Raw genomic sequence first — 22,648 nt, 5'->3', positions numbered from 1 at the left:
CCCTTCACCTAGCGGATGAAGATAGGAAAGAGATAACCATCATGACACAACCCCGATACTTCCGGGCTGCCCGGATGACAGCGGCAAGCCTTGCAGTGGGCGCGATGCTGCTCACCGGCTGCACCGCCAACGTCGCCAAGACAGGGACCTCCGACGCGGGAGCGAACGCCAGCGCGTTCCTCACTATCCCGCGTGAGGACATGGGCACCTTCGTGCAGAACTTCAACCCGTTCGCACCCACGGTTAATCCCATGGTTCAGCAGTCCATCTACGAATCCCTCCTGATCTTCAACCCGGCAAAGGGCGACACGGTGCCGTGGCTCGCCACCGAGTGGAAGGCAGCAGAGGACGGCAAATCGGTCACCTTCACCCTTCGTGACGGCGTGAAGTGGTCCGACGGGCAGCCATTCGTGGCTGACGATGTTGCCTACACGTTCGAGCTCCAGAAGAAGATCAAGGGCGGCTTTGAGTATCTGGACACCGTCACGGCCGAGGGCAACAAAGTCACCTTCACCTTCAACAAGCCGTGGTCGCCAGCCCTCTACGACGTCGGCCAACTCAGCATCCTGCCCAAGCACATTTGGTCCGCGTTGCCGGACCCGGAAAAGGACGCGAACGCCAAGCCGGTAGGTACCGGACCCTATACAGAAGTGGATACTTTCCAGGCCCAGTCCTTCGTGCTGAAGAAGAATCCCAACTACTGGCAGCCTGGGAAGCAGAAGATCGCCGGCATCAAGATGCTCGCTTTCGCAGGAAACGACGGCGCCAACCTCGCCGCCGCGAACGGGGACGTGGACTGGGCTCCGCAGTACATTCCCAACATTGAAAAGACCTTCGTTTCCAAGGACAAGGAACACCGTCAGTACTGGTTCCCGGCCACTGGCGCCATGATCAACTGGCAACTCAACACCACCAAAGCGCCGTTCAACGACGTTGACGTGCGCAAAGCACTGAGCATGGCCGTGGACCGCGACCAGGTCACCAAGATCGGCATGAGCGGATACGCGAAGCCGGCGGACTGCACTGGACTCTCCGGGAACTATGAGACCTGGAAGAACGCCGCGGTCAAGGACAACTGCACGTGGACCAACCACGACGTGCAGAAGGCCAACGAGCTGCTGGACAAGGCAGGTTATCCCAAGGGAGCCGACGGGAAACGCACGTTCAAGGACGGCAAGCCCTTCGAGTTCAAGATCTCCGTGGGCGCGACTTCTTCCGATTGGTTGTCCGTGGCCAACGTCATCGCGCAGAACCTGGCCGAGGTGGGCGTCACTGCCAAGGTGGAGTCCCCCGACTGGGCGGCAGTGGTGGCCGGCTACGAGACCGGCGACTTCGATTCCGGGATCGTCTGGAGCGCCAACGATCCCAGCCCTTACAAGTACTTCAACACCTCCATGGGCACCGCCACTGTGAAGCCGGTAGGCACCAAGACGTTTGATAACTACCACCGCTTCGGCGACACGAAGGCCGATGCCCTGCTGTCCGACTTCGCCGCAGAGGCCGACGAATCCAAGCAAAAGGACATCGCCAACAAGCTGCAGGAAGAGTACAACGACGTCGCACCGCTGGTGCCGCTGTTCTCCGGCCCTGAATGGGGTGCCTTCAACGACACCCGCTTTACTGGCTGGCCCACCGAGGACAACCCGTACGCCACGCTCTCCGTGCGTTCACCTACAACGGTGCTGGTCCTGACCACGCTGGAACCGCGTAAGTAGTCCCTCTTCCTCGGACTTAGGCCCTCCAGGCCTCACACCGCACGCCCGGCGGCTCCGCCGCTGACCGGCCAACCGCCGGGCGTGCCCCCACATTTCCGCAATTCCCGAATGGAGGGAAACCGTGCGCTTCATCCTGCGTCGCCTGGGTTTCTACCTGATCGCCTTCTGGGCATCCATCACCCTGAATTTCATGCTCCCGCGATTCATGCCGGGCGACCCCGTGTCCCGCATGTTCGCCCGTTCCCAAGACCGAATGCAACCCGAACAGATCGAGGCCCTGCGCAAACTGCTGGGTGTTGATGATCGGCCCATGTGGGAGCAGTACATCGACTACATGCACAACATTTTCACCGGGCAGATGGGTGTCTCCATCTCCCGTTTCCCCACTCCGGTCACCGAGGTCATCTCGTCCCAAATCGGCTGGACACTCCTACTGGGCGGAACCGCACTGGTGATTGCCGCCGTCGTGGGTAACCTGCTGGGCATCCTGGCCGCATGGCGGCGCGGAGGCGCGATCGACTCCGCGCTCCCACCCGTGCTGGTTTTCATCGGTTCGTTCCCCTACTTCTGGCTTGCGATGGGGGCGCTGTACCTGTTCGGCGTGGTGCTCGGTTGGTTCCCGATCCGGCACGCGTTTACGGACGGTTTGGAGCCGGCGTTCACCTGGGAGTTCATCGGCGACGTCGGTGCGCACCTTGTGCTGCCCGCGCTGACGATTGTGCTGGTCTCCATCGGCGGCTGGATGCTCGGCATGCGCAACACCATGATCGCCACCAATTCCGAGGACTACATCACCATGGCCGAAGCCAAGGGACTCCGCCCGGGCCGGATCATGCTCCGCTACGCAGCACGCAATGCCATGCTCCCGTCGGTGACGAGCTTTGGCATGGGACTGGGATTCGTCGTGGGCGGTGCCCTGCTCACAGAGGTCGTGTTTGCTTATCCCGGCGTCGGCTACCAGCTCCTCAACGCTGTCCAAGGCCTCGATTATCCGCTCATGCAGGGCCTGTTCCTGACCATCACCGCCGCTGTTCTGCTGGCCAACTTCCTGGTGGACATCCTGTACGTCCGCCTCGACCCGCGCGTGCGCAGCAACTAGAGGACTGATCATGACTACCGCACTTCTGAAGCAGCCAACTCCAACACCGGCTGTCCGCAAGCCCAACCGCAGTTTTGTTCACGGCCTCATCAGCAACAAGAAGGCGCTGACAGGCATGGCCGTGATGGTCATTTTCATTGCCCTTGCCCTGCTGGCGCCTGTGCTGTTTCCGGGCGATCCCTCACGGATCACGGCCATGGCCTCCCTTGAACCGTCGGCCGAGCACTGGCTGGGCACCACCGCCAAAGGTCAGGACGTGCTCGCCCTGACCGTCCACGGCTCACGTAGTTCGCTGTTCGTGGGACTGACCGTGGGCTTGGCGTCCACCTTCATCGGTATCCTGGTGGGCCTGGCCTCGGCGTACTTCGGCAAATTCATTGACGAAGCCCTGTCCCTGGTCACCAACGTCTTCCTGCTCCTGCCCGGCCTGCCGCTGCTGGTCATCCTGGCCGCTTTCCTTCCGCCCGGCCTGGGCACCGTAATCCTCGTCCTGGTGGTCACCGGATGGGCCGGTTCAGCGCGCGTCCTGCGCTCACAAGCGTTGTCCATCCGCTCCAAGGACTTTGTGGCCGCGGCCGTCGTGTCCGGCGAACGGGCCGGGAGGATCATGTTCCGCGAGATCCTGCCCAACATGGCCTCGATCGTCATGGGTACCCTCCTTGCCTGCGTGATCTACGGAATCGGCGCACAAGCAGGCCTGGAGTTCCTGGGACTGGGCGATGTCAGCACGGTCTCCTGGGGCAACAACCTCTTCTGGGCCGGCAATGAAGGCGCCTTGCTGACCGGCAGTTGGTGGGTCTTTGTACCCTCCGGCGTCTGCATCGCACTGGTGGCGTTCGCCCTTGCCCTCATCAACTATGCCGTGGATGAGGTCACCAACCCGCGGCTCCGAAAGATCAAGACCCCGAAAGACACTGAAAGGAGCGCCGCCAAATGACCATCTCCCAAGTTTCCTTCGGCTCCCACGAACCTGTGCTTGACGTCAAGGACCTCACGGTCAAGTACATCGGCGACACCCGCTCGACCACCGCCGTCGACCACGTTTCCTTCAGCATTGGCACCGGTGAGGTATTCGGCCTCGCGGGGGAGTCCGGCTGCGGGAAGTCCACCATTGCCAATTCGATCATGCGGCTGCTGAAGGATCCGGCGAAGATTGCCGGCGGCAGCATTTCCTTCGGTGGAAAGGACGTCCTGGCCATGAGCCCGGAGGAGCTGCGGCGCTTCCGCTGGCAGGACGTGGCCATGGTGTTCCAGTCGGCCATGAATTCACTCAACCCGGTGCTGACCATCGGCGAACAGATCGTGGATATCTTCACCACCCATGCCGGCTACTCCCGCAAGGAATCAATGCGGCGTGCCGGTGAGCTGCTGGAACTGGTAAGGATCGATCCCGCCCGGCTCAAGTCCTATCCGCACCAGCTCTCCGGCGGCATGCGTCAACGTGCGGTCATCGCCATGGCCGTGGCGCTCAAGCCGTCCCTGTTGATACTGGACGAGCCCACCACCGCCCTGGATGTGGTGGTACAGCAAGAAATCATGGCGCAAATCAAGGAACTCCAGCGCGAGCTCGGTTTCTCCGTCCTCTTCATCACGCACGATATGTCCCTCATGGTGGAACTCTCGCACCGCATGGCCGTGATGTACGGCGGCCGGATCGTGGAGACCGCGAAAGCCCAGGACGTGTACGCCACCCCCCGCCACCCCTACACCCAGGCGCTGATGGGCGCCTTCCCGCCTCTCACCGGTCCCCGTGTTCCGCTAACCGGCCTGCCCGACGGCGTGAAGTTCCGGAACATTCCGGACCTCGCCGAGGTGGCACCCGGCCATTTTGTGGCCCCGTTTGGTGCCGACGCCTCGGTTACTGATGCCGCAAACCTGGAAGGGGCTGCACGATGAGCCACTCACTGATGACCCCATCGGCCGTGTCCAACACCGGCACCCCTGCCCTGGAGATTCGCGGTTTGGGAAAGACTTTCCCCATTGGAGGGTTGTTCGCCCGCGATTCTGTCCGCGCCCTGCACGGGATCGATCTCACTATCGGCACGGGCGAAATCGTGGCGCTCGTGGGGGAGTCCGGTTCCGGCAAGAGCACCTTGGCCCGCTGTGTAGCGCGGCTCGAAAAGCCGAGCTCGGGGGAGATCCTGATTGACGGCGTCGACGTCCTCAAGCGCGACCGGTTCCAAGCCTCGCGCGCCTTCCGATCGCAATTGCAAATGGTCTTCCAAGATCCCTTCGGTTCACTGAACCCGGCCCACAGGATGGATCACTTCCTGCGGCGCTCGTTGGCGATCCACGGCAGGAGCGGCGGTTCTGAGAGCGAGACCCAAAGGCGGCTTGAAGAACTCATGACCACCGTTGGCCTGCAGGCGGACATGCTGAACTCGTATCCGCACGAGCTCTCCGGCGGCCAGCGCCAACGCGTTGCGATCGCCCGGGCCCTCGCCGTTGAACCGCAGGTCATCCTGGCCGACGAGCCCACCTCCATGCTGGATGTTTCAGTTCGGATCGGGGTGCTGAACCTGATGCGCAAGCTCCGCGACGAGCAGGGCATCTGCATGCTCTACATCACCCACGACCTCGCGTCCGCACGGTACCTGGCGGACCGGACCGCGGTCATGTTCGCCGGCGAATTGGTGGAGGAAGGCGAGTCCCTGGACCTTTTGGCCAATCCTGCGCACCCGTACACGCAACTGCTGGTTTCAGCTGTCCCGGACCCTGCCCGTGCAGGCTCGTATGATCCGGTCCGCAGGGCAGAATTGCGGCAAGCGGTCATGGCCTCGAAGCAGTGCGCGTTCCACGGCGATCCGAACCAAGCATGCTCGTCCAAAGAACCTGTGCGCCATCAGGTTGGCGACCCCGAAAACCGTCACTGGGTCCGCTGCCACCTCTATAGGCCGTGGGCCGCTGCCGGCAGCCATGCCTTGGCGAGTGAACCACTGCAATCCAGCCACCCGGCGTCGAACGCTCAAGAAGAGGCTTCCGCATGACTGAACTTACCCACCCGCTCGCCACCATTCCGCGGGATGAGTTGCTGTCCCGCGCCGAGGCCGACCCCCTCCGCCCACGATTCCACTTCGTCTCGCCGGCCGGTTGGCTCAACGATCCCAACGGGGTCAGTCAATGGAACGGCACGTACCACCTGTTCTACCAGTACAACCCTGAGGGTGCTTTCCACCACCGTATCCAGTGGGGCCATGCCACCAGCACGGACCTGGTCACCTGGACTGATCAGCCCGTGGCCTTGGAACCTTCCGCGGGACCGGACGCCGAGGGCTGCTGGTCGGGGGTGCTGGTGAACGACGGCGGCACGCCCACCTTGGTGTACTCGGGGCGGTATGAGGACAAGGAACTGCCCTGCGTCGCCGTAGGATCACCGGACCTGCTGAAGTGGACCAAGGATTCAGGAAATCCTGTCATTGGCGCCCCGCCGGCCGGCGTCGACATCACGGCGTACCGCGATCACTGTGTATGGCGCGAAGGCGGCAAGTGGCGGCAACTGGTGGGTTCGGGGATTCGGCACCTCGGCGGCACGGCGTTCTTGTATGAGTCTTCGGACTTGCGGTCCTGGGACTACCTCGGGCCGCTGTTCATCGGCGATGCGTCCCTGGGTGATCCTGCGGACACTGACTGGACCGGGACCATGTGGGAGTGCGTCGATCTGTTCCGGGCAGGACAGGGATCGTTGGGGTCTGCACCCGCTGATGGCTCGCCGGATGTGCTGGTTTTCTCCGCATGGGACGACGGCGAAACCCGCCACCCGCTGTACTGGACCGGCCGCTACGCCGGGGACGCCTTCGAGCCGGAGGCGTTGCACAGGCTGGACTATGGAGGCCGCTTCTTCTATGCACCGCAGTCTTTCCAGGATGAGTCCGGCCGACGCGTCATGTTCGGCTGGATGCAAGAAGGACGAAGCGACGCAGCAATGGTGGAAGCCGGCTGGTCAGGCGTCATGAGCCTGCCGCGCATCACCACTGTGGCGAAGGATGGAACCTTGGCGTTTTCACCGGTTCCCGAAATCGCGAAACTGCGCAGCGATCACGTCAGCGTTCCGGCCCAGGTGTTGGTGGGGGCGGGAACGTCCGTGACGACGGGTGTGTCCGGCAACCAGCTGGACCTGGAGTTGGACGTGCAACTGGCGCCCGGAGCGGAGGTTCGGCTCGGACTGCTGGTGTCCACGGACGGTGCTGAGGAAACGGTGATCGTGCTGGGCCGGGCTGCTGACGGAACACCCACCGGCACGCTCCGCCTTGATCGCACGCGCAGCAGCCTCAACCCATACGTGGATGTGGAGGACAAGTCCGGCGCCCTTCCCATGACGGACGGTCGTGTTCGCCTGCGCGTCCTGGTGGACCGGTCCGCCGTCGAAATTTTCGCCAACGGAAAACCGCTCACAGCCCGTATCTACCCGACCCTCGGCGGTGAGCGCGTGACGCTGGCCGCCACGGAGGGTTCGGCGCGGCTCCTCTCATTCGACGCTTGGACCATGGCCGGAGTCTTTGAAGAGACCCGTAGCCTCCTGCCGGAACGGAAGTGACACCCATGGAAAAGACACCATCAGTCTCCCGCCGCGGCCTCCTGACCGGGGCTGGTGCAGCAGCGCTGGGCGGGTCCTTGGCGCTGTCCAGTGGCCCCGCCACTGCGGCAGGCAGCCCTTCGAAAGGATCATCCCGGATGCGGCCGGTCTATCACTTCAGCGTGCCTGACAACTGGAAGAACGATCCCCAGAGACCCATCTACCTGGACGGGGAGTACCACTACTACTACTTGTACAACGCTGACTACATCAAGGGCGGGGGCGGCACATCCTGGCGCCGTGCCACCACCACCGATCATGTCGCATTCCGGGACCGCGGGGTCGCGATACCCAAGTTCAGCAACGGCAACGGTGACTGCTGGTCCGGTTGCATGGTGGTTGATGAGCGAAACACGGCGGGATACGGGGCGGGCGCGGTCATAGCCCTTGTTACCCAGGCGCCCGAAGGCCGGCAAGCGCAGTACCTCTGGTACTCCAAGGACAGGGGGCGCTCTTTCAAGCCCGGCGGCCAGGCCCCGGTACTGCCCAACCCCGGGGTGCACGATTTCCGCGATCCCAAGGTGATCTGGGACGAGGACCGCGGCCGGTGGTTCATGGCCAACGCAGAAGGGCAAAAGCTCGGTTTCTACACCTCCCCGGACCTGCGGTCCTGGAACCGCGTTGGAGAGTTCCTTCGCAGCGACCTGGGGCTTCTTGAGTGCCCTGACCTCTTTAGGATGACTGCCGACGACGGCACCTCCCACTGGGTCCTGGGCACCAGCGCCAACGGCAAGGGCCGCGGACTGCCCGCGACGTACGCGTATTGGACCGGAGCTTTCGACGGCAGTTCATTTAGCCCCGACCACGCCGAGCCGGAATGGCTGGATTATGGTTTCGATTTCTATGGCGCAGTGACGTACCCGCATCATGATGCTTCGGGTGCGGAGGACCCAACCCTGCGTCGGGCCATTGGTTGGGCAAACTTCTGGGACTACCCCCACAACACCCCAACCCTTGCCACTGACGGCTACAACGGCGATGACATGATTGTCCGCGATGTCCGGCTCAAGCGTGGAAACGGGGCCTACTACCTCGCATCCACTCCCACGTCTGCACTGGAAGACCATGCGAAGCGCACCCATCGACTCGGTGATGTGGCGGTTGCCGGTACTCATGACCTGGCGATCCGCTCCGACGCCTACGATCTGAGCTGCGAGCTGGCCTGGGACCCGGCGGCGCCGCCAGCCAATCTCGGGCTGGAGGTATGCCGTGCGCCTGGTGGAGGCAGGCATGTGGCCGCGGGCGCCTTCCTGCGTGGCCCGTTTACCTACGTCAACCGCCGCCCCACCATCAACCCCACTGCCGGCGAAACCCAAACCCCTGTGGACCCCTCCACGGGGAGGCTCACGCTACGCATACTGGTGGACCGCACCAGCGTGGAGGTGTTCGTCGGCGATGGGCGTGTGGTGCACTCGCACCGGGTTTTCCCGCTTGAAGGCGATGACGGCATCCGACTCTACGCCCACGAAGGAGCGGCCACGTTCCGGAACCTGACCATCCGTGAACTTAAGGTCACGCCGTAGCCCGCCCTTGAGAAGAAGGAGAGACAATTGATGGGTTACCTCAACACCGCCTCAGACCGACCGCATCCCGAGCTTGATGTGATGGTGGTCGGCGAAGCACTTATCGACGTGGTCACCACCGGAAGCCACCGGGTGGAACACCCTGGCGGTTCGCCGGCCAACGTCGCTTACGGACTTGCACGACTAGGTGTCGCCACAGGCCTCCTCACAGCCATCGCCCCGGATCCTTGGGGGAGGCGCATAGAAGGGCACCTCAGTGGCGCTGGAGTAGTGGTGCTGCCGGGATCACAATCCCTCGTCAGGACGGCATCGGCCACAGCAACCGTTGCGGCCGATGGCTCCGCCCACTATGACTTCGACATCACCTGGGATCTGGCGCCCCAAGCCCCTGCGTTCTTCCCGAAAATATTGCACACCGGGTCCATTGCCACTTTCCTTGATCCGGGAGCCGGCGTGGTGAAATCCCTGCTGGAACAAGCCCACCGGCACTGCGTGATCACTTACGATCCCAACATCCGCCCGGACCTGCTTGGCAGCCATGCGGAAGCGAAAGCGATCTTCGAAGACCTGGTGACCTTCACCGACGTCGTTAAACTCAGCGACGAGGATGCACAGTGGCTGTACCCGGGGATGAGTAGTGGCGAGACAGCCGAGCACATCCTGGGACTGGGCACCGGCCTGGCAGTCATCACCAAAGGCGCCGAAGGCTCCTACTTCAGCACCCCGGGCTTTGATGTCACCCTCCCGGCCGTAAAAACCAACGTAGCTGACACCATCGGTGCCGGCGACTCGTTCATGTCCGCCCTGATTCTGGGATTACTCAATCGCGAAACGGAAGGGTTCGCCCCCGGCGTACTGGAGCAGCTTGGACGCACTGCCGCTGCGGCCGCGGCCATCACTGTGCAGCGCGCGGGAGCAAATCCGCCAACCCTTGAGGAGCTGAACGCCGTGGTGCACGTCGGCGCGGTGATCTAAGCCGGATAGTCCTGATGCATGGAGACGACTGCTGGATTCAGCCGTTGTAGGAGGGCCGGATTATAAAAGCCTCAGGCAGGGCCACCTGTAGGGTGGCCCTGCCTAGGTTTCGTGAAGACTTTGCGCTTTTGCGCCCGTCTCTCGGGCTACCGGTTGCGGTGGTGTGCAAGGCGCAAACCCTACGCCGGCCGATCAGTGGTGCCGGCAGCTCTTGGGCCTTGAGGCTATTGCTTGGGCCCTACATGATGCCGGTTGGTACCAACAGGCCCCATGCCAGTGCAGGTGCTGCCATGACTACTCCGCCGGCGTACATCATCAGCTGCTTGTAAGCGCTGGCGGTCCGTACCGCCGTCGGACTCATCTTTTGCTGCCGTGTGGCGGGGCTGGCCATGATGGACCTCTTTCTGACGACACTGACTTCCCAGGGATTCACTCTTCGAACCCAGAAGCCTGCCGGCTTTGCCGGCAGGCTTCCCCCGCTTGACGTTAAGCCGGGCCCGGGGTTTGAGCGCCCAGCGCGTTGTGGAATTGACTCCGCATTTCCTTGCGGTAGCCCTCGATGTCACCGTCCAAAGCAAGCTCAGCCAACTTGTCGTGTTCAACGGCGATCTGATGCAAGTCGCTGTAAGTAGGATGATCCGCCGCGAAGTAGAGACGCAGGTTGTTCTCCCAACCATTCCGGAGACTGTGCAGGGCCGAGTTTCCGGAAAATTGATAGAAGAGCCCGTGGAATCGAAGGTGGGCATCAATGCTCGCCGGAATATCGTTCGTGTCCGTTGCCCGGTAAAGTTCCTCGATGGTCTGTTTGAGCCGAAGCCGTTCCGCCTCCCGCAATGTCGGGGCAGCAAGCCCAGCAGCGTAAGGCTCCACAAGCATGCGGATTGATGCGATTTGCGGTCATCAGTGGCCGTCGGGAGCTTGGCTCGTAGCGGTACATCCAGCCATGAAGTGGGTCGGCGCAGTAGCGAGCCAAAACTCCTCCCGTCGAACTCTTTCGTAGATTGTTGACAATTGCTAAGGTGGATTCATGTTCTCTTCCCACCCCAAACCCGTCATGTAGACGAAGGAAATCCCATGAAAAAGCGACGCCCTTATGCAGCTGCCCCGGACCATTTTGAGACGGCCAGCACGGGTCACCACTGCCCTAAGACCGGATGGTGGTCACTACGTTGGAATGAAGAGGCCCCTACGTTCATCACCGAGGGTCAGGTGATGCCCGCCGTGGGCGGGGTTCCGACTGTGTGGATTCTGCGCGAGGAGGCCAGCCGCGGCCGTGCGGGGGCAACTGTCTTACTTCCAGTCTCCTAGGCGCGCGTAGCGTTGCCGCCCCTTGTCTATCTGCCACAGCCCTGCCTGTTCCACGAGTTCGGTCAGCCACGGCCGATGGCCTTGATGGAACACCATCCCATCCGGCAGGCCCCGCACTCTGGGGACTGAACCGGAAATGTCGATGGTGACCCTGCCACCCGCCATCGGAGCGTTAGTGATGTGTAAGTCGCCGAAAGAGGCCGGCAGTTGTGGATCCATCCAGAACCCGCCGTGGGAAACGTGGGCGTCGTACCTCATCAGGCTCGTGATCAACTGGATGGGCGTTGTCGCTGCCCAGGCTTGGGGTGAGCAGGCTGTGGGGTAGGGCACCGGTTCGCTGTACTGCTCCCGGCTGAACCCACAGAACAGCTCTGGGAGGCGGCCCTCGGAGTAGTCGGCTGCATCCAGCAGGGCTGTGGCGATTCGTTGAGCTTCCTCCACGAATCCGTAGCGCATCAGCCCCGCCGCGATGACTGCATTGTCGTGCGGCCAGACGGATCCGTTGTGGTAACTGGCCGGGTTGTAGGCACCCATATCGGTTGCCAGCGTGCGCACGCCCCAGCCGCTGAACATCTCAGGTGACATCAGCCGTTCAGCTACGAGGGGCGCCTTGTCGTCGTCCACCAAGCCGACCCAGAGGCAGTGCCCCATGTTGGAGGCGCACGCGTCCACCTGCCGCTTGTTGCCGTCCAATGCGATCGCATAGTAGCCCCGGTCCGGCATCCAGAATTGCTCGTTGAAACGTGCTTTCAACTGGGCCGCACGGTCGGCGAGTTCGCGCGCCAAGGGTGCGTCGCCGCCGTCGTAAGCCATCCAGGCCCGGGCCATGTACGCGTCATAGACGTACGCCTGGACCTCGCACAGGGCGATGGGCGGCTCGGCGAGCCGCCCATCCGCGAAGTTGATCCCGTCCCATGAGTCTTTCCACCCTTGGTTGATCAGCCCGCGATCGTTGAGTCGCTCATACTCGACGAATCCATCGCCGTCCCTGTCTCCGTATTCCCGGATCCAATCGAGGGCTCGGTCTGCATGGGGCAGCAGTGCGGCGATGGTGTCCTTTGCGAAGCCCCAGCGGCTCACCGAACCCAGGACCACCACGAACAGGGGAGTGGCATCGATGCTGCCGTAGTAGATGGATTTGCCACCCAAGGCGAGGCTGCTGGAGACGTCCAGTCGGACCTCATGCAGGATCTTGCCCGGCTCTTCTTCGCTTACGGGGTCCACCACCCTGCCCTGCCGCTCAGCCAACGTTTGCAACGTCCCCAAGGCCAGCGAGGGATCCACCGGCATGGCCATTTCCGACGCCCACAACGAGTCCCGCCCAAACAGGGTCATGAACCACGGCGCTCCGGCGGCCACCACCACTCTTTCCGGGTGGGCGGGATCCTCAATGCGGAGGGCGCCGAGATCGTCATAGCTCCGACGCAAGGTCCTCTCGATGGAGTGGTTGCCCATCTGCAGGACGGGAATCTTAGCCACCCATTCCTGCCGGCGTCGATCACTTCGGGACAGTTCGCCGACGGCGGGACGCACCACTGGGGCTGCAGGCGCCGCCCCATCCAGCCCGGGCATCACGGAAAATTCGGTGCCCCACTGTCCCCGCGACGGGATAGTCGTCCGGTACGCGAAACCTTCACGGCCCGCTTCAGCGACATCGGAACTTACGACGACGGACTTCCGGACTTCCTGCCAGCGGGCGCGAATCGTCAGCGCCTTGGCATGGACCTCGCGGCTTTCTTCCCACTGCGTATGGACGCGCGCTTCCTTCACCTCGAAAACATCGGCGAAATCGGAACCTACGGTGATGGAAATGAGGCACTCCGCCGGGTTCGCCGAGTAGTTGCGCACGGTGATGTGCTCCACCATGCCAACGCCCACTTCCCGTGTGCGTTCCACGATCAGCGGGTTGTCCGCGTATCCGTCGGACATGGTGATACGGCCGGCGAAGATTGCCCGGTAGGGTTCCTTCGTTTGGGCGGTCAGGGGTTCCACCGGCTGCCCGTTCACGGTCAGTCCCCACGCGGAGAGGATGCGGGTGTCCTGGAAGAACAGGCCATGTGGATGTTCCGGGCTGATGTCACCGCTGGGCAGCGAGATGCAGAAGGAAGTGCCCTCAACCAGGGTGACTGTCCCGGCGCCCAATGGACCGGCTGCGGTATCGGCATTCCATCCAGCCATTTTCCGGCTCCCTTGGCTGTCCTGTTACGTCCTCAGGGTGAGGCTACTCTTGCCCGTGGCCGTGGGCCACACCTTCGGATCGGGGTCAGCTTCCGGGTGCGATGAATAGTTCGGTTTCGTCGTCGATATGGATGAGCCTGCGATCGCCAATGCGGTCTACTACCCAGATTGTGCGGCCATCAGCAGTGCGATCGTCCACCGAACCGCTGTGGTATTCATACCCACGCAAAGTCACTGTGACCCTGTCTCCGCGGTTCAGGGAGTTCCACAGGGACGCCTGCCGGCTCCTCGCGCTGGAAGAGGTGGCGGTGCTCACCGTCACGTTTTTCCGGTCTACGTTCATTTGGCGCGTTCTCCTAGGTGAGTGGACTGCGCCTTAGGCGAAGTGTCCGTCCTTTGGCTGTTTCCATGAAAGCCTATCGTCGATTGTTGACAATTGCTAGAATGGAGTATGTGCCTTTCCAAAGACGGCGGGCACATTTACTTGGGGCCTCAGGCCCAGAAGGAGCAGTAATGGTCAAGGCCACTGTTATGAACGATGCATTCACCGCCAACCCCGGGGAACACATCCCCAAAGCAACAAGCAGCACACCCGGTCAGACAGAAGTCTCGTTCCGCCTGTGGGCCAGGGACGGGCACAAGACGGGCATCTGGGAGGTCACGCCGGGAGTATTTCAGAGCACACGTCCGGGATACGACGAGATCTGCCAGATCCTCAGTGGCAAAGGAACCATCACCGAAGAAGATGGAAGCAGCTTTGAGGTTGGTCCTGGCACGTTGTTCGTGACGCCGGCCGGTTGGACGGGAACATGGACCATCCACGAGACGCTGCGGAAAATGTGGGTCGTGACTGACGTCCCCACGAACTAGCAGTGGCGATATAGCAGACAAAGGAAGGGCCCGGTACGACCGGGCCCTTCCTTTGTGCGAATCAAAAACGTGCCTAAGCGGTGATGCCGGTGACTTCCGGTTTGGACGTAAGGTCCTCCACGGCCTTCTGCATGTGTCCCTTGATGGCTTCCTGAAGACCGCTCCGATCACGTGCTTCGAGCAGGTCCAGGATCATCTGGTGTTCCTGCACGAGTGCATCGATGCGGGGATATGCCACCTCCAGGCTGAGGATACACATCCTGGACTCGGCAGCAAGGGTCTCGTAGATCCGGATCAGGCGTGTATTCCCGGTTCCGGACACAAACGCGGTATGAAACTGCATATCCAGCCGGGCGATAGCCTGCCAGTCCGACGCCGCGACCTGTTTGGCCATACTGCGGATGATGCCTTTGAGTTCCCGGCAGGTGTCAGTGACCTGGTCCGGCTCGGAATCCAGGAGGGTGGTTGCGGCGGCAAGTTCCACTGCCTCGCGAACTGCGTAGATCTCCCTGACATCCTCCGTGGAGAGCTCCAGCACGAAAACGCCACGGTTGCGCTTGCTCACCAGGATGCCTTCCTGGCACAGCCGCTGCAGTGCTTCGCGGAGCGGGCCCCTGGACGTACTAAGCTGGCTGGCTAACGCTGACTCGTTGACCTGCTGTCCAGGGCTGAAGGCTCCCTGGACTATCAGCTCACGCAATTGATCAGCGATCAGCTGCGCCGTGGGCCGGCCCTCCAATACGAACATTCCCTCCGGTGCCGCCATTGACATCCCCTCATTTCATGCTTCGGCAAGTTGAATCTATTAGACCGCGATTGCTGTGTACTTATACTCCAGGAATTCTTCAATTCCGATTTTTCCGCCCTCACGGCCCAGCCCGGACTGCTTGACGCCGCCGAACGGTGCCGCCGGGTTGGAAACCAGCCCGGTGTTCAGGCCAACCATTCCGACTTCCAGTTCCGCGGAGAACCGCAGGGCCTTTTCCATGCTCTCAGTGAATACGTACCCCACCAGGCCCCATTCAGTATCGTTGGCCAGGCGAAGTACTTCGTCCTCGCTGTCGAACGGAGTGATCGCAGCAACCGGACCGAAGATTTCCGTGGCCATCAGGGTGGCATCCGTGGACACATCCACCAGCACCGTGGGGGAGTAGAAGTATCCCGGACCTTCCGGACGGCTTCCGCCGGTCAGGACCCTTGCGCCCTTGGAAACGGCGTCTGCAACGAGGCTTTCGACCTTCTCCAAGCCTTTCTGCTCGATGAGGGGCCCGACGTCGGTGCCGGTCAAAGCGCCGTTTCCCACCTGCAATTCTGACATCCTTTTGGAGAACTTCTCGCCAAATTCGTCCACCACGGAGCGGTGCACGAAGAAGCGGTTGGCAGCTGTGCAGGCCTCGCCCATGTTCCGCATTTTTGCCTTCATGGCGCCATCGACGGCCTTCTCGATGTCCGCGTCGGCCAGGACGATGAAAGGGGCGTTGCCGCCGAGCTCCATGGAGGACCGCATGACATTGTCCGCGGCCTGCCGCAGGAGAATCTTCCCCACTTCGGTGGAGCCGGTGAAGCTGATCTTGCGTGCGATCCCGCTGTCCGTCCAAGTTCTGACGACGCTGGAAGCGTTCGACGTCGTCACGACGTTCAGCACGCCGTCGGGAAGTCCCGCTTCCTTGAAGATGGCAACGAGCGCCAACGACGTGAGTGGCGTCAACTCCGCCGGTTTGAAGACCATGGTGCATCCCGCGGCGACTGCCGGCGCAATCTTTCGTGCACCCATGGCGAGTGGGAAGTTCCAGGGAGTCACCAGCACGGAAGGTCCCACAGGTTCCTTGGTGATGAGGATGCGGGTATTGCCATCCACGGAGGTGGCATTGTCGCCGCCGATCCGGACTGCTTCCTCCGAGAACCAGCGGAGCATCTCAGCACCATAGGCCACTTCGCCCCTTGCTTCGGCGAGGGGCTTGCCCATCTCGGCCGTCATGATGAATGCCAACCGGTCGGTGTTCGCAAGGACCAGGTCATAAGCGCGGCGGAGGATGTCTGCGCGCTCTCGGGGAGTGGACTTACCCCACGTTGCCTGTGCCTGTCCTGCAGCCTCGATAGCCAAGGCTGCGTCTTCAGGGCTGCCATCGGCGACGTGCGCAATGACTTCGTTCGTAGCGGGATTCTCCACAGCAAAAGTGGCGCCGTTTGCAGCGCTCTGCCACACGCCATTGATGAAGAGATTTGTCTGCAGGGTTGTGGGATCAAAGGAGGTGGTCATGGTGGCTCTTTCAGTGATCGTAAGGTTAGGAAGTGGCCGCTTTGAGTGCCTGCGTGAACCGGGTCAGGCCGGCTTGGATTTCGTCGCTTGTGACGTTCAACGCGGGGATGAGGCGGATGACGTTACCGTGCGGCCCACAGGTGAGGAGCAGGAGCTCTTCCTTGATGGCGGCCTGTTGGACGGCCAAAGCAGTGGTCGCGTCCGGGGTCTTGTCAGTGGCCGTGAATTCGACGCCCTGCATCAGTCCCCGGCCCCGGACATTGCCAATTCCGGCGAACTCGGTTTGCAGCGCCTCCAGGCCCGTCCGCAGTTCGTCGCCGCGAAGAAGCGCGTTCTCCACGAGGTTTTCGCGCTGGATGACGCCAAGAGTGGCGACGCCGGCGGCTGCGGCTACAGCGTTTCCACCGTAGGTTCCCCCCTGGGAGCCAGGCCAGGCTTTGCCCATCAGCTCTGCTGAGGCGGCGATTGCCGAGATGGGGAAGCCGCTGGCGAGGCCCTTGGCGGTAATGACGACGTCCGGCGTGATTCCGGCCCAGTCGTGACCCCAGAACTTACCGGTGCGGCCCACCCCGGCTTGGACCTCATCAAGGATCAGCACGATGCCGTGTTTATCTGCTCGTTCACGCAGTCCCTGGAGGAAGGCAACGGGCGTCGGGATGTAGCCGCCGTCACCAAGCACGGGTTCGATGATGAAACCGGCAGTATCGCTCGGGGCGCTGATAGTCAGCAGGAGGTGGTCCAGTTCTTTCAAGGCGAATTCGACGGCGGTAGCTTCGTCCCAGCCGTACCGGTACCAATGCGGGAACGGGGAAACATGAACCCCACCCATGATGGGGGAGAATCCGGAGCGGAACTTGGTGCCGGCCGTTGTGAGGGATGCCGCGGCAACTGTCCGGCCGTGGAACCCTCCTTGGAAGGAGATGATGTTGGGCCGCCCGGTGGCCATACGGGCCAGGCGGATGGAGGCTTCTACTGCTTCAGAGCCCGACGTGGCGTAAAAGACGCTGTCTAAACCTTGCGGCAATATATCGCCAAGGAGTTCGGTGAGTTCCAGTAGCGGCTTGTGCATCACGGTGGTGTATTGGGCGTGAACAATTTTTCCCACCTGTTCACGGGCTGCGGCCACAACATCGGGGTGGCAGTGACCGGTGCTGGTCACACCAATCCCGGTGGTGAAGTCCAGGTATTTCTTGCCGTCGGTCGCGTGGATCCAGCTACCGGCCGCATGGTCAACAACCACCGGGGTGGCTTGCTTCAGGATAGGGCTAAGTGTTGCCATGGCTTCATACTTTCTTAGGAACTGTAGATTGTCAACAATACGCGATTGGCTGAGATATTCCCAGGACGAGGCGGAACTCGTCAGGTCTCTTGGAACCTCTGTGGCCGAAGGAAGTCCAAACCGTCGAACCAGCGTTTGCCCAGTGCTTCGTTGGCGGCAATTTCCCCGTAGCCGGATGCCATTTTGAAGCCTGCGCCTGAGAACCCGGTGGCGGAGTAGATGTGGCTGGACTCGTTGAGGAAGCCCATCAGCGGCTGCGAGTCGGAGGTAAAGAGATCCGGAAACGCATCGGAGCGCACGACGCTTGGAATCAAACCGGGGAAGAACTCTGAAACTGTTTCCGTGGTTTCGGCGATCTCGGCTTTGGTGAGGTCGCGGGGTACTGAATCGGCCTCGGGGGTCGGTGCGCCACGACCATCAAGGGTGGCTTTGACGGTCACGCCGTCCACGGCGGGTGCGCCATACATGGAGCGATCACCGGAAATCCTGATGAAGATCGGAAACTGCTCCGGCGAGAATTGTTCTGCGTCACGTGCGACGAACCATGAGAGGAAGATCCTTCTGGTTTCGGTGTGGGCCTTGAGATATTCGGGCATGAGCTGTTTGGACCATGCCCCGGAGGCGACAATGACTCGTTCAAAGGTCCAGGAATTTGCGCCGGAGGTGATAACGACGCCATTGTCGGTTTCAGTAATGCTGTCAATTGGAGTGTTGGTGTTCACTGTTGCGCCGTTGGCCTCAGCTGCGGTGACGGCCGCGGTGATGGCACGATCTGTACGAAGGGCGCCCGCCTTGGGATCGTAGACGGCGATGTCATCAGCACGGAGGTTGTGTTGGGGGTAGCGGGAGGCCATTTCCTCACGGCTAAGTATCTGGTGGGTGCCTCCGGTCATTCGCGTGGTCTCGAGCAAGCTGCGGATGTATGGTCCGTCGCTGGTGCCGATGGAGAGTCCCCCACATCGGGTGAGGATGTCTTGTCCGGTCTCCGCTTCGAGTTCTGCCCAGAGTTCGCGCGAGCGTTCCAGTATGGGGTAGTAGGCAGGGTTGCCGCGGTAGATCATGCGGAAAAGCCGGGTGTCGCCACCTGCTGCACTGCGCCCGTGGGCAGGAGAGTGGGCTTCGAATCCCACGACGGAGTCGGTAAGGCGTGAGGCTTGCCAGAGGGCCATGCTGCCGATGCTGCCCAAGCCAATGACTGCGAGTTTCCCGTCCATGGTTAGAGGACCTGCTTGAGGAAGGCTTGGGTGCGGGGTTCTTTGGGGTTGGTGAGGACTTCGCGGGCGTCGCCGCGTTCTACGACGTTGCCTTCGTCCATGAAGATCAGGGAGTCGGCTACTTCGCGGGCGAAGCCCATTTCGTGGGTGACGACCACCATGGTCATGCCTTTTTTGGCGAGGTCTTGCATGACGTTGAGGACTTCGCCGACTTTTTCGGGGTCCAGGGCGGAGGTGGGTTCGTCGAAGAGGATGATTTCGGGGTTCATGGCCAGGGATCGGGCGATGGCGACGCGTTGTTGTTGTCCGCCGGATAGTTCGGCGGGGTAGCGGTCACCGAAAGCGCCGAGGCCGACGCTGGTGAGGAGTTCCTGGGCTTGTTTGGCTGATTGCTTTTTGTCGGCACGTTTGACCAAGACGGGGCCGGCCATGACGTTTTCGCGAGCGGTCATGTTGGGGAAGAGGTTGAAGGACTGGAAGACCATGCCTACGCGGGTGCGCTGTTGGGCTAATTTTTTGGGTGGTAGTGCGTGGTAAGCGGTGTCGGTTTCGTAGTAGCCGAAGTCTTCGCCGTTGACTTTCAGGATGCCGGAGTCCACGGTTTCGAGGCCGTTGATGCAGCGCAGGAGGGTGGATTTGCCGGAGCCGGAGGGGCCGATGATGCAGCAGATTTCTCCGCTGGCGATGGTCAGGTCGACGTCCTTGAGGACTGTTTTGGGTCCGAAGGACTTCCTGATCTTTTGGGCGTGGATGGTGCCGTCAGCGTTCATCGTGCGATGCCTTCCGGTGCGGTGAGTGTCACTTTGCGGGCTTTGCGGGGGACCCGGGCGGAGGTGTGGGAGTACTTTTGTTCGAGCTTGGATTGGGGGTAGCTCAGGAGCATGGTCATGACGAGGTACCAGAGGCTGGCGACGATGAGCAGGGGGATGGTTTCGTAGGTGCGGGCGTAGATGAGTTGGGCGCTTTGGAGGAGTTCGGCTACGCCCAGGACGGAGACCAGGGAAGTGCCTTTGAACATGCCGATGACTTGGTTGCCGGTGGCGGGGATGATCGAGGGCATGGCTTGGGGGATGATGACTTTGCGCATTTTCATGGCACCGCTCATGCCCAGGGAGTCGGCGGCTTCGATTTGGCCTTTGCCTACTGAGGAGAATCCGCCGCGGATGATTTCGGCCATGTAGGCTGCTTCGTTCAGGGTCAAGCCCACCAGGGCTGCGGTGATGGGGCCCATAAGGGCGTTGGTGTCGATCGCGGTGCCGATGTCGGTGAAGGGGATGCCGATGGACAGATTCGGGTACAGGGCGGAGAGGTTGAACCAGAAAATCAATTGGACCAGGACCGGGGTGCCGCGGAAGATCGTGATGTAGACCCCGGCGACGGCGGCTATGGGTTTGATGGTGGAGGCCCGCATGATGGCCAGGCCCAGTCCGAGGAGAGTGCCCAGGGCCATGCTGGCCACCGTGAGGAAGATGGTGAGCATCAACCCGCGCAGGATCGATTCGTGCGTGAAGTACTTCGCCACGACGTCCCATTTGAAGTTCGGGTTCGTCGCGACCGAGCTAAGGACGCCGATACCGACCAGGATGCAGACAACCCAGGAAACGTACTCAAAAGTGCTGCGCCGCTTCAGCCGCGGCTTCAACGCCGAATCCAACCCGCTCATCACTTTGCTTCTTTCCATAGTCACTTGCTTCATCGGAAGACCCACTAGTTCAATTTGGCGTCGGTAATGGCTCCGGACTCGAGGCCCCAGTTGTCGAGGGACTCTTTGTACTCCGGGGTCTGAAGAACGGACTGGAGCGCCGTCTGGAAGGCCGGCGTCAAGGGTGAGCCCTTCTTCAAACCGATTGCGGTCAGGTCGCTGGCCCCCACATCAACGCGGCCCACCAGCTCGAAGGATCCGGGCTGCTGTTTCTCAGCCCACGCAAGTGCAGTTGTGTCGTACAGGATTCCGTCAATGCGCTTGGAGTGCAGCTGGGTCAGGGCGTCCTGGACGTTGGGCAACGTCACGCCATTGATGGCCGGCTGTCCCTTTGACGTGCAGCTCTGTTCGCTCAGAGCGGGGAGGCGCTTAAGCTGGCCTGTTGACCCTTGGGTGACGGCGATGTTCTTACCGCACAGGGTTTCCACGGTGAGCTTGAGCGGGTTGCCTTTGGGCACGGCCACGGAGTTGCCGGCCTTGAAGTAGTCGATCATGTCCAGGACTTTCAGTCGTTCTTCCGTCTTGGACATGGTGGTGGCAGTGAAGTCGAAGCGACCGCCATCAAGCCCAGGAACAATAGTGTCGAACTTCGTGTCCACGAATTTCAGCTTCAGGTCAAGCTTCCTCGCAATGAGCCTGGCGATGTCGGGATTGAGGCCAATCGCGGTCGTATTGTCTTCCGCGAGGAAGGTGGTGGGCGGGTAGTGCAGGTCCATGGCGACCGTGAGCTCGCCCTTGTCCTTGATCGACTGCGGCAACAGGGCCACGGCAGCCGAATCAGGCTGGACGCCCTCGGAAATGTCTGTGGTGTCGGCAGTCTTGCTGTTGTCTGCAGAGTCGCTAGTGGCGGTGCCGCCACATGCGCTCAATGCAAGGAGTATTGCAAGTCCTGCGGCGGCGGTTTGCGCCTTGGTGCGAATCTTCATGGTGGTTCCCTTCGAGGGAGTCGGTCACTGGGGAGGGAGAAGTTTTCAGTTGCACTGTGATCCGGATCTCTCCGTCATCTAATGCAATGCAACCCCTTCAATAGTAGATTGTCAACAATTGACGGAAACTTTTTTCAACAATCGAGTGTATGAGAATCGTTCTAATCTGCGCATTCAAACTGTTGACAATTGACAATCCAGCGGCCTAGAGTCGAGACATCCGGCGACGATCTTTCGCTCGCCCAGCAGGATTTTTGCGGTTCATTTCGCTTCACCTGATACCCCAATAGTGCGGGGCCAGCCCGCTTCCATCTCCCCAAAAGAACGGAATCCCATGGCAGACACCAACTTCCGGCCCAAGTACATCTCTTTTGATATCTACGGCACCCTGATCAACTTCGACATCGATCCCACCACCCGGCGGCTGCTCGATGGTCGTATTTCCGAAGAGCAGTGGCCTGTGTTTAAGAAGCAGTTCCGCGGATACCGCTTCGACGAGGTGCTTGGCGATTACAAGCCTTACGAGGAGATCCTGCAGGATTCCTTTGACCGGGTGTGCAAGCGATGGGGCATTGGGCCGACCGAGGGCGCCGGCGCAGAGTTCGCTGACGCTGTACGCGGCTGGGTTGCCCACGAGGACGTGCCGGCCCCGCTCAAGGTCATGGGCGACAACTACCAGCTGGTGGCTCTGTCCAACGCGGACACCAGCTTCCTGGACATCAGCATCCCCAAGCTCGGCGCAGACTTCCACTCCGTCCTCACCGCCGAGCAAGCCCAGGCGTACAAGCCGCGCTACCAGGCCTTCGAGTACATGCTGGACACCCTGAACGCCAAGCCGGAGGACTTCCTGCACATCTCTTCCCACACGCGCTACGACATGCATCCCATGCACGACATGGGCTTCCGGAACCTCTGGATGCTGGACCGCGGCTATGACCCCATTGGCGACGGCTACGACCTCGACACCGCTAAATCCCTGGACGAGATCAACAAGTACCTCGGTCTCTAAACCGACTACGAGGCGAA

Annotated in this window: 21 protein-coding genes; 10 read left to right on the top strand and 11 right to left on the bottom strand. The window is 61.5% G+C overall.

Annotated elements, in window-relative coordinates:
* Window positions 1-41: 41 nt before the first annotated feature.
* The 8 genes from ACSSVG_RS22160 (at window position 42) to ACSSVG_RS22125 (ending at window position 9,885) form a co-directional block, all read left to right on the top strand.
* Window positions 42-1,715 (top strand): ABC transporter substrate-binding protein, encoded by a 1,674-nt coding sequence (locus ACSSVG_RS22160; RefSeq protein WP_253468121.1) that lies wholly within the window; start codon window positions 42-44, stop codon window positions 1,713-1,715.
* A 121-nt stretch (window positions 1,716-1,836) separates the two neighbouring features.
* Window positions 1,837-2,814, top strand: coding sequence for an ABC transporter permease (locus ACSSVG_RS22155; protein ID WP_231340177.1), 978 nt, complete (start codon window positions 1,837-1,839; stop codon window positions 2,812-2,814).
* Between the two features lie 10 nt (window positions 2,815-2,824).
* A complete protein-coding gene (locus ACSSVG_RS22150) occupies window positions 2,825-3,751 on the top strand; it encodes an ABC transporter permease (protein ID WP_492416344.1) in 927 nt (308 codons plus the stop codon).
* Window positions 3,748-4,710: an ABC transporter ATP-binding protein gene (locus ACSSVG_RS22145; protein ID WP_231340175.1), complete on the top strand. Its 963-nt coding sequence runs from the start codon at window positions 3,748-3,750 to the stop codon at window positions 4,708-4,710. The genes ACSSVG_RS22150 and ACSSVG_RS22145 overlap by 4 nt, the downstream gene beginning before the upstream one ends.
* Window positions 4,707-5,801: an ATP-binding cassette domain-containing protein gene (locus tag ACSSVG_RS22140; RefSeq protein ID WP_492416342.1), complete on the top strand. Its 1,095-nt coding sequence runs from the start codon at window positions 4,707-4,709 to the stop codon at window positions 5,799-5,801. Before ACSSVG_RS22145 ends, ACSSVG_RS22140 begins: the two co-directional genes overlap by 4 nt.
* Complete coding sequence (locus ACSSVG_RS22135; RefSeq protein WP_492416341.1) at window positions 5,798-7,348, top strand: glycoside hydrolase family 32 protein; 1,551 nt, start codon at window positions 5,798-5,800, stop codon at window positions 7,346-7,348. The genes ACSSVG_RS22140 and ACSSVG_RS22135 overlap by 4 nt, the downstream gene beginning before the upstream one ends.
* A gap of 137 nt (window positions 7,349-7,485) precedes the next feature.
* The gene (locus ACSSVG_RS22130; RefSeq protein WP_492419276.1) at window positions 7,486-8,910 is read left to right on the top strand and encodes a glycoside hydrolase family 32 protein; all 1,425 of its coding nucleotides are present in this window, start codon (window positions 7,486-7,488) and stop codon (window positions 8,908-8,910) included.
* A 30-nt stretch (window positions 8,911-8,940) separates the two neighbouring features.
* The gene (locus ACSSVG_RS22125; protein WP_492416339.1) at window positions 8,941-9,885 is read left to right on the top strand and encodes a carbohydrate kinase family protein; all 945 of its coding nucleotides are present in this window, start codon (window positions 8,941-8,943) and stop codon (window positions 9,883-9,885) included.
* A 238-nt stretch (window positions 9,886-10,123) separates the two neighbouring features.
* Here ACSSVG_RS22125 and ACSSVG_RS22120 read toward each other — a convergent pair whose 3' ends face one another.
* The 4 genes from ACSSVG_RS22120 to ACSSVG_RS22105 form a co-directional block, all read right to left on the bottom strand.
* Window positions 10,124-10,276 (bottom strand): hypothetical protein, encoded by a 153-nt coding sequence (locus ACSSVG_RS22120; RefSeq protein WP_492416337.1) that lies wholly within the window; start codon window positions 10,274-10,276, stop codon window positions 10,124-10,126.
* 95 nt (window positions 10,277-10,371) lie between these two features.
* Entirely contained in the window at window positions 10,372-10,761 is a 390-nt protein-coding gene (locus ACSSVG_RS22115) for an FCD domain-containing protein (RefSeq protein ID WP_492416335.1), read from the bottom strand.
* Between the two features lie 414 nt (window positions 10,762-11,175).
* Entirely contained in the window at window positions 11,176-13,371 is a 2,196-nt protein-coding gene (locus ACSSVG_RS22110; protein WP_492416333.1) for an amylo-alpha-1,6-glucosidase, read from the bottom strand.
* An 85-nt stretch (window positions 13,372-13,456) separates the two neighbouring features.
* On the bottom strand, window positions 13,457-13,714 hold the full coding sequence (locus ACSSVG_RS22105) for a hypothetical protein (RefSeq protein WP_253468128.1): 258 nt from the start codon (window positions 13,712-13,714) through the stop codon (window positions 13,457-13,459).
* A gap of 170 nt (window positions 13,715-13,884) precedes the next feature.
* Between ACSSVG_RS22105 and ACSSVG_RS22100 the strand changes: the two genes are divergently transcribed.
* Window positions 13,885-14,241, top strand: a complete 357-nt coding sequence (locus ACSSVG_RS22100) for a cupin domain-containing protein (protein ID WP_492416331.1) — start codon at window positions 13,885-13,887, stop codon at window positions 14,239-14,241.
* Window positions 14,242-14,314: 73 nt separating this feature from the next.
* Here ACSSVG_RS22100 and ACSSVG_RS22095 read toward each other — a convergent pair whose 3' ends face one another.
* The 7 genes from ACSSVG_RS22095 to ACSSVG_RS22065 all read right to left on the bottom strand — a co-directional run bounded on the left by ACSSVG_RS22095 (window position 14,315) and on the right by ACSSVG_RS22065 (window position 21,622).
* Entirely contained in the window at window positions 14,315-15,007 is a 693-nt protein-coding gene (locus tag ACSSVG_RS22095) for a GntR family transcriptional regulator (RefSeq protein WP_253468130.1), read from the bottom strand.
* Window positions 15,008-15,046: 39 nt separating this feature from the next.
* Window positions 15,047-16,501, bottom strand: a complete 1,455-nt coding sequence (locus ACSSVG_RS22090; protein ID WP_253468131.1) for an NAD-dependent succinate-semialdehyde dehydrogenase — start codon at window positions 16,499-16,501, stop codon at window positions 15,047-15,049.
* A gap of 25 nt (window positions 16,502-16,526) precedes the next feature.
* Complete coding sequence (locus ACSSVG_RS22085) at window positions 16,527-17,780, bottom strand: aspartate aminotransferase family protein (protein WP_253468132.1); 1,254 nt, start codon at window positions 17,778-17,780, stop codon at window positions 16,527-16,529.
* A gap of 80 nt (window positions 17,781-17,860) precedes the next feature.
* Complete coding sequence (gene solA, locus ACSSVG_RS22080) at window positions 17,861-18,994, bottom strand: N-methyl-L-tryptophan oxidase (protein WP_253468133.1); 1,134 nt, start codon at window positions 18,992-18,994, stop codon at window positions 17,861-17,863.
* Window positions 18,995-18,996: 2 nt separating this feature from the next.
* Window positions 18,997-19,764 (bottom strand): amino acid ABC transporter ATP-binding protein, encoded by a 768-nt coding sequence (locus ACSSVG_RS22075; RefSeq protein ID WP_492416328.1) that lies wholly within the window; start codon window positions 19,762-19,764, stop codon window positions 18,997-18,999.
* Window positions 19,761-20,675: an amino acid ABC transporter permease gene (locus ACSSVG_RS22070; protein WP_492416326.1), complete on the bottom strand. Its 915-nt coding sequence runs from the start codon at window positions 20,673-20,675 to the stop codon at window positions 19,761-19,763. The genes ACSSVG_RS22075 and ACSSVG_RS22070 overlap by 4 nt, the downstream gene beginning before the upstream one ends.
* A gap of 26 nt (window positions 20,676-20,701) precedes the next feature.
* Entirely contained in the window at window positions 20,702-21,622 is a 921-nt protein-coding gene (locus ACSSVG_RS22065) for an ABC transporter substrate-binding protein (protein ID WP_253468136.1), read from the bottom strand.
* A gap of 334 nt (window positions 21,623-21,956) precedes the next feature.
* Between ACSSVG_RS22065 and ACSSVG_RS22060 the strand changes: the two genes are divergently transcribed.
* Window positions 21,957-22,631 carry a haloacid dehalogenase type II gene (locus ACSSVG_RS22060; protein WP_492416324.1) on the top strand — a complete coding sequence of 225 codons (675 nt, stop codon included), beginning with the start codon at window positions 21,957-21,959 and terminating at the stop codon, window positions 22,629-22,631.
* Window positions 22,632-22,648 lie beyond the last annotated feature (17 nt).

Source organism: Paenarthrobacter sp. E2MeOHC11, assembly GCF_058744955.1.
Note: the sequence above shows the minus strand (reverse complement) of the source record. Positions and strands in the feature narration are given on the sequence as shown.

What these genes read in the sequence shown, in the direction of transcription:
- ACSSVG_RS22160 (WP_253468121.1), top strand. Translation starts at nt 42, where the DNA reads ATGACACAACCCCGATACTTCCGGGCTGCCCGGATGACAGCGGCAAGC.
- ACSSVG_RS22150 (WP_492416344.1), top strand. Translation starts at nt 2,825, where the DNA reads ATGACTACCGCACTTCTGAAGCAGCCAACTCCAACACCGGCTGTCCGC.
- ACSSVG_RS22145 (WP_231340175.1), top strand. Translation starts at nt 3,748, where the DNA reads ATGACCATCTCCCAAGTTTCCTTCGGCTCCCACGAACCTGTGCTTGAC.
- ACSSVG_RS22140 (WP_492416342.1), top strand. Translation starts at nt 4,707, where the DNA reads ATGAGCCACTCACTGATGACCCCATCGGCCGTGTCCAACACCGGCACC.
- ACSSVG_RS22135 (WP_492416341.1), top strand. Translation starts at nt 5,798, where the DNA reads ATGACTGAACTTACCCACCCGCTCGCCACCATTCCGCGGGATGAGTTG.
- ACSSVG_RS22130 (WP_492419276.1), top strand. Translation starts at nt 7,486, where the DNA reads ATGCGGCCGGTCTATCACTTCAGCGTGCCTGACAACTGGAAGAACGAT.
- ACSSVG_RS22125 (WP_492416339.1), top strand. Translation starts at nt 8,941, where the DNA reads ATGGGTTACCTCAACACCGCCTCAGACCGACCGCATCCCGAGCTTGAT.
- ACSSVG_RS22120 (WP_492416337.1), bottom strand. Translation starts at nt 10,276, where the DNA reads ATGGCCAGCCCCGCCACACGGCAGCAAAAGATGAGTCCGACGGCGGTA.
- ACSSVG_RS22115 (WP_492416335.1), bottom strand. Translation starts at nt 10,761, where the DNA reads ATGCTTGTGGAGCCTTACGCTGCTGGGCTTGCTGCCCCGACATTGCGG.
- ACSSVG_RS22110 (WP_492416333.1), bottom strand. Translation starts at nt 13,371, where the DNA reads ATGGCTGGATGGAATGCCGATACCGCAGCCGGTCCATTGGGCGCCGGG.
- ACSSVG_RS22105 (WP_253468128.1), bottom strand. Translation starts at nt 13,714, where the DNA reads ATGAACGTAGACCGGAAAAACGTGACGGTGAGCACCGCCACCTCTTCC.
- ACSSVG_RS22100 (WP_492416331.1), top strand. Translation starts at nt 13,885, where the DNA reads ATGGTCAAGGCCACTGTTATGAACGATGCATTCACCGCCAACCCCGGG.
- ACSSVG_RS22095 (WP_253468130.1), bottom strand. Translation starts at nt 15,007, where the DNA reads ATGGCGGCACCGGAGGGAATGTTCGTATTGGAGGGCCGGCCCACGGCG.
- ACSSVG_RS22090 (WP_253468131.1), bottom strand. Translation starts at nt 16,501, where the DNA reads ATGACCACCTCCTTTGATCCCACAACCCTGCAGACAAATCTCTTCATC.
- ACSSVG_RS22085 (WP_253468132.1), bottom strand. Translation starts at nt 17,780, where the DNA reads ATGGCAACACTTAGCCCTATCCTGAAGCAAGCCACCCCGGTGGTTGTT.
- solA (WP_253468133.1), bottom strand. Translation starts at nt 18,994, where the DNA reads ATGGACGGGAAACTCGCAGTCATTGGCTTGGGCAGCATCGGCAGCATG.
- ACSSVG_RS22075 (WP_492416328.1), bottom strand. Translation starts at nt 19,764, where the DNA reads ATGAACGCTGACGGCACCATCCACGCCCAAAAGATCAGGAAGTCCTTC.
- ACSSVG_RS22070 (WP_492416326.1), bottom strand. Translation starts at nt 20,675, where the DNA reads ATGGAAAGAAGCAAAGTGATGAGCGGGTTGGATTCGGCGTTGAAGCCG.
- ACSSVG_RS22065 (WP_253468136.1), bottom strand. Translation starts at nt 21,622, where the DNA reads ATGAAGATTCGCACCAAGGCGCAAACCGCCGCCGCAGGACTTGCAATA.
- ACSSVG_RS22060 (WP_492416324.1), top strand. Translation starts at nt 21,957, where the DNA reads ATGGCAGACACCAACTTCCGGCCCAAGTACATCTCTTTTGATATCTAC.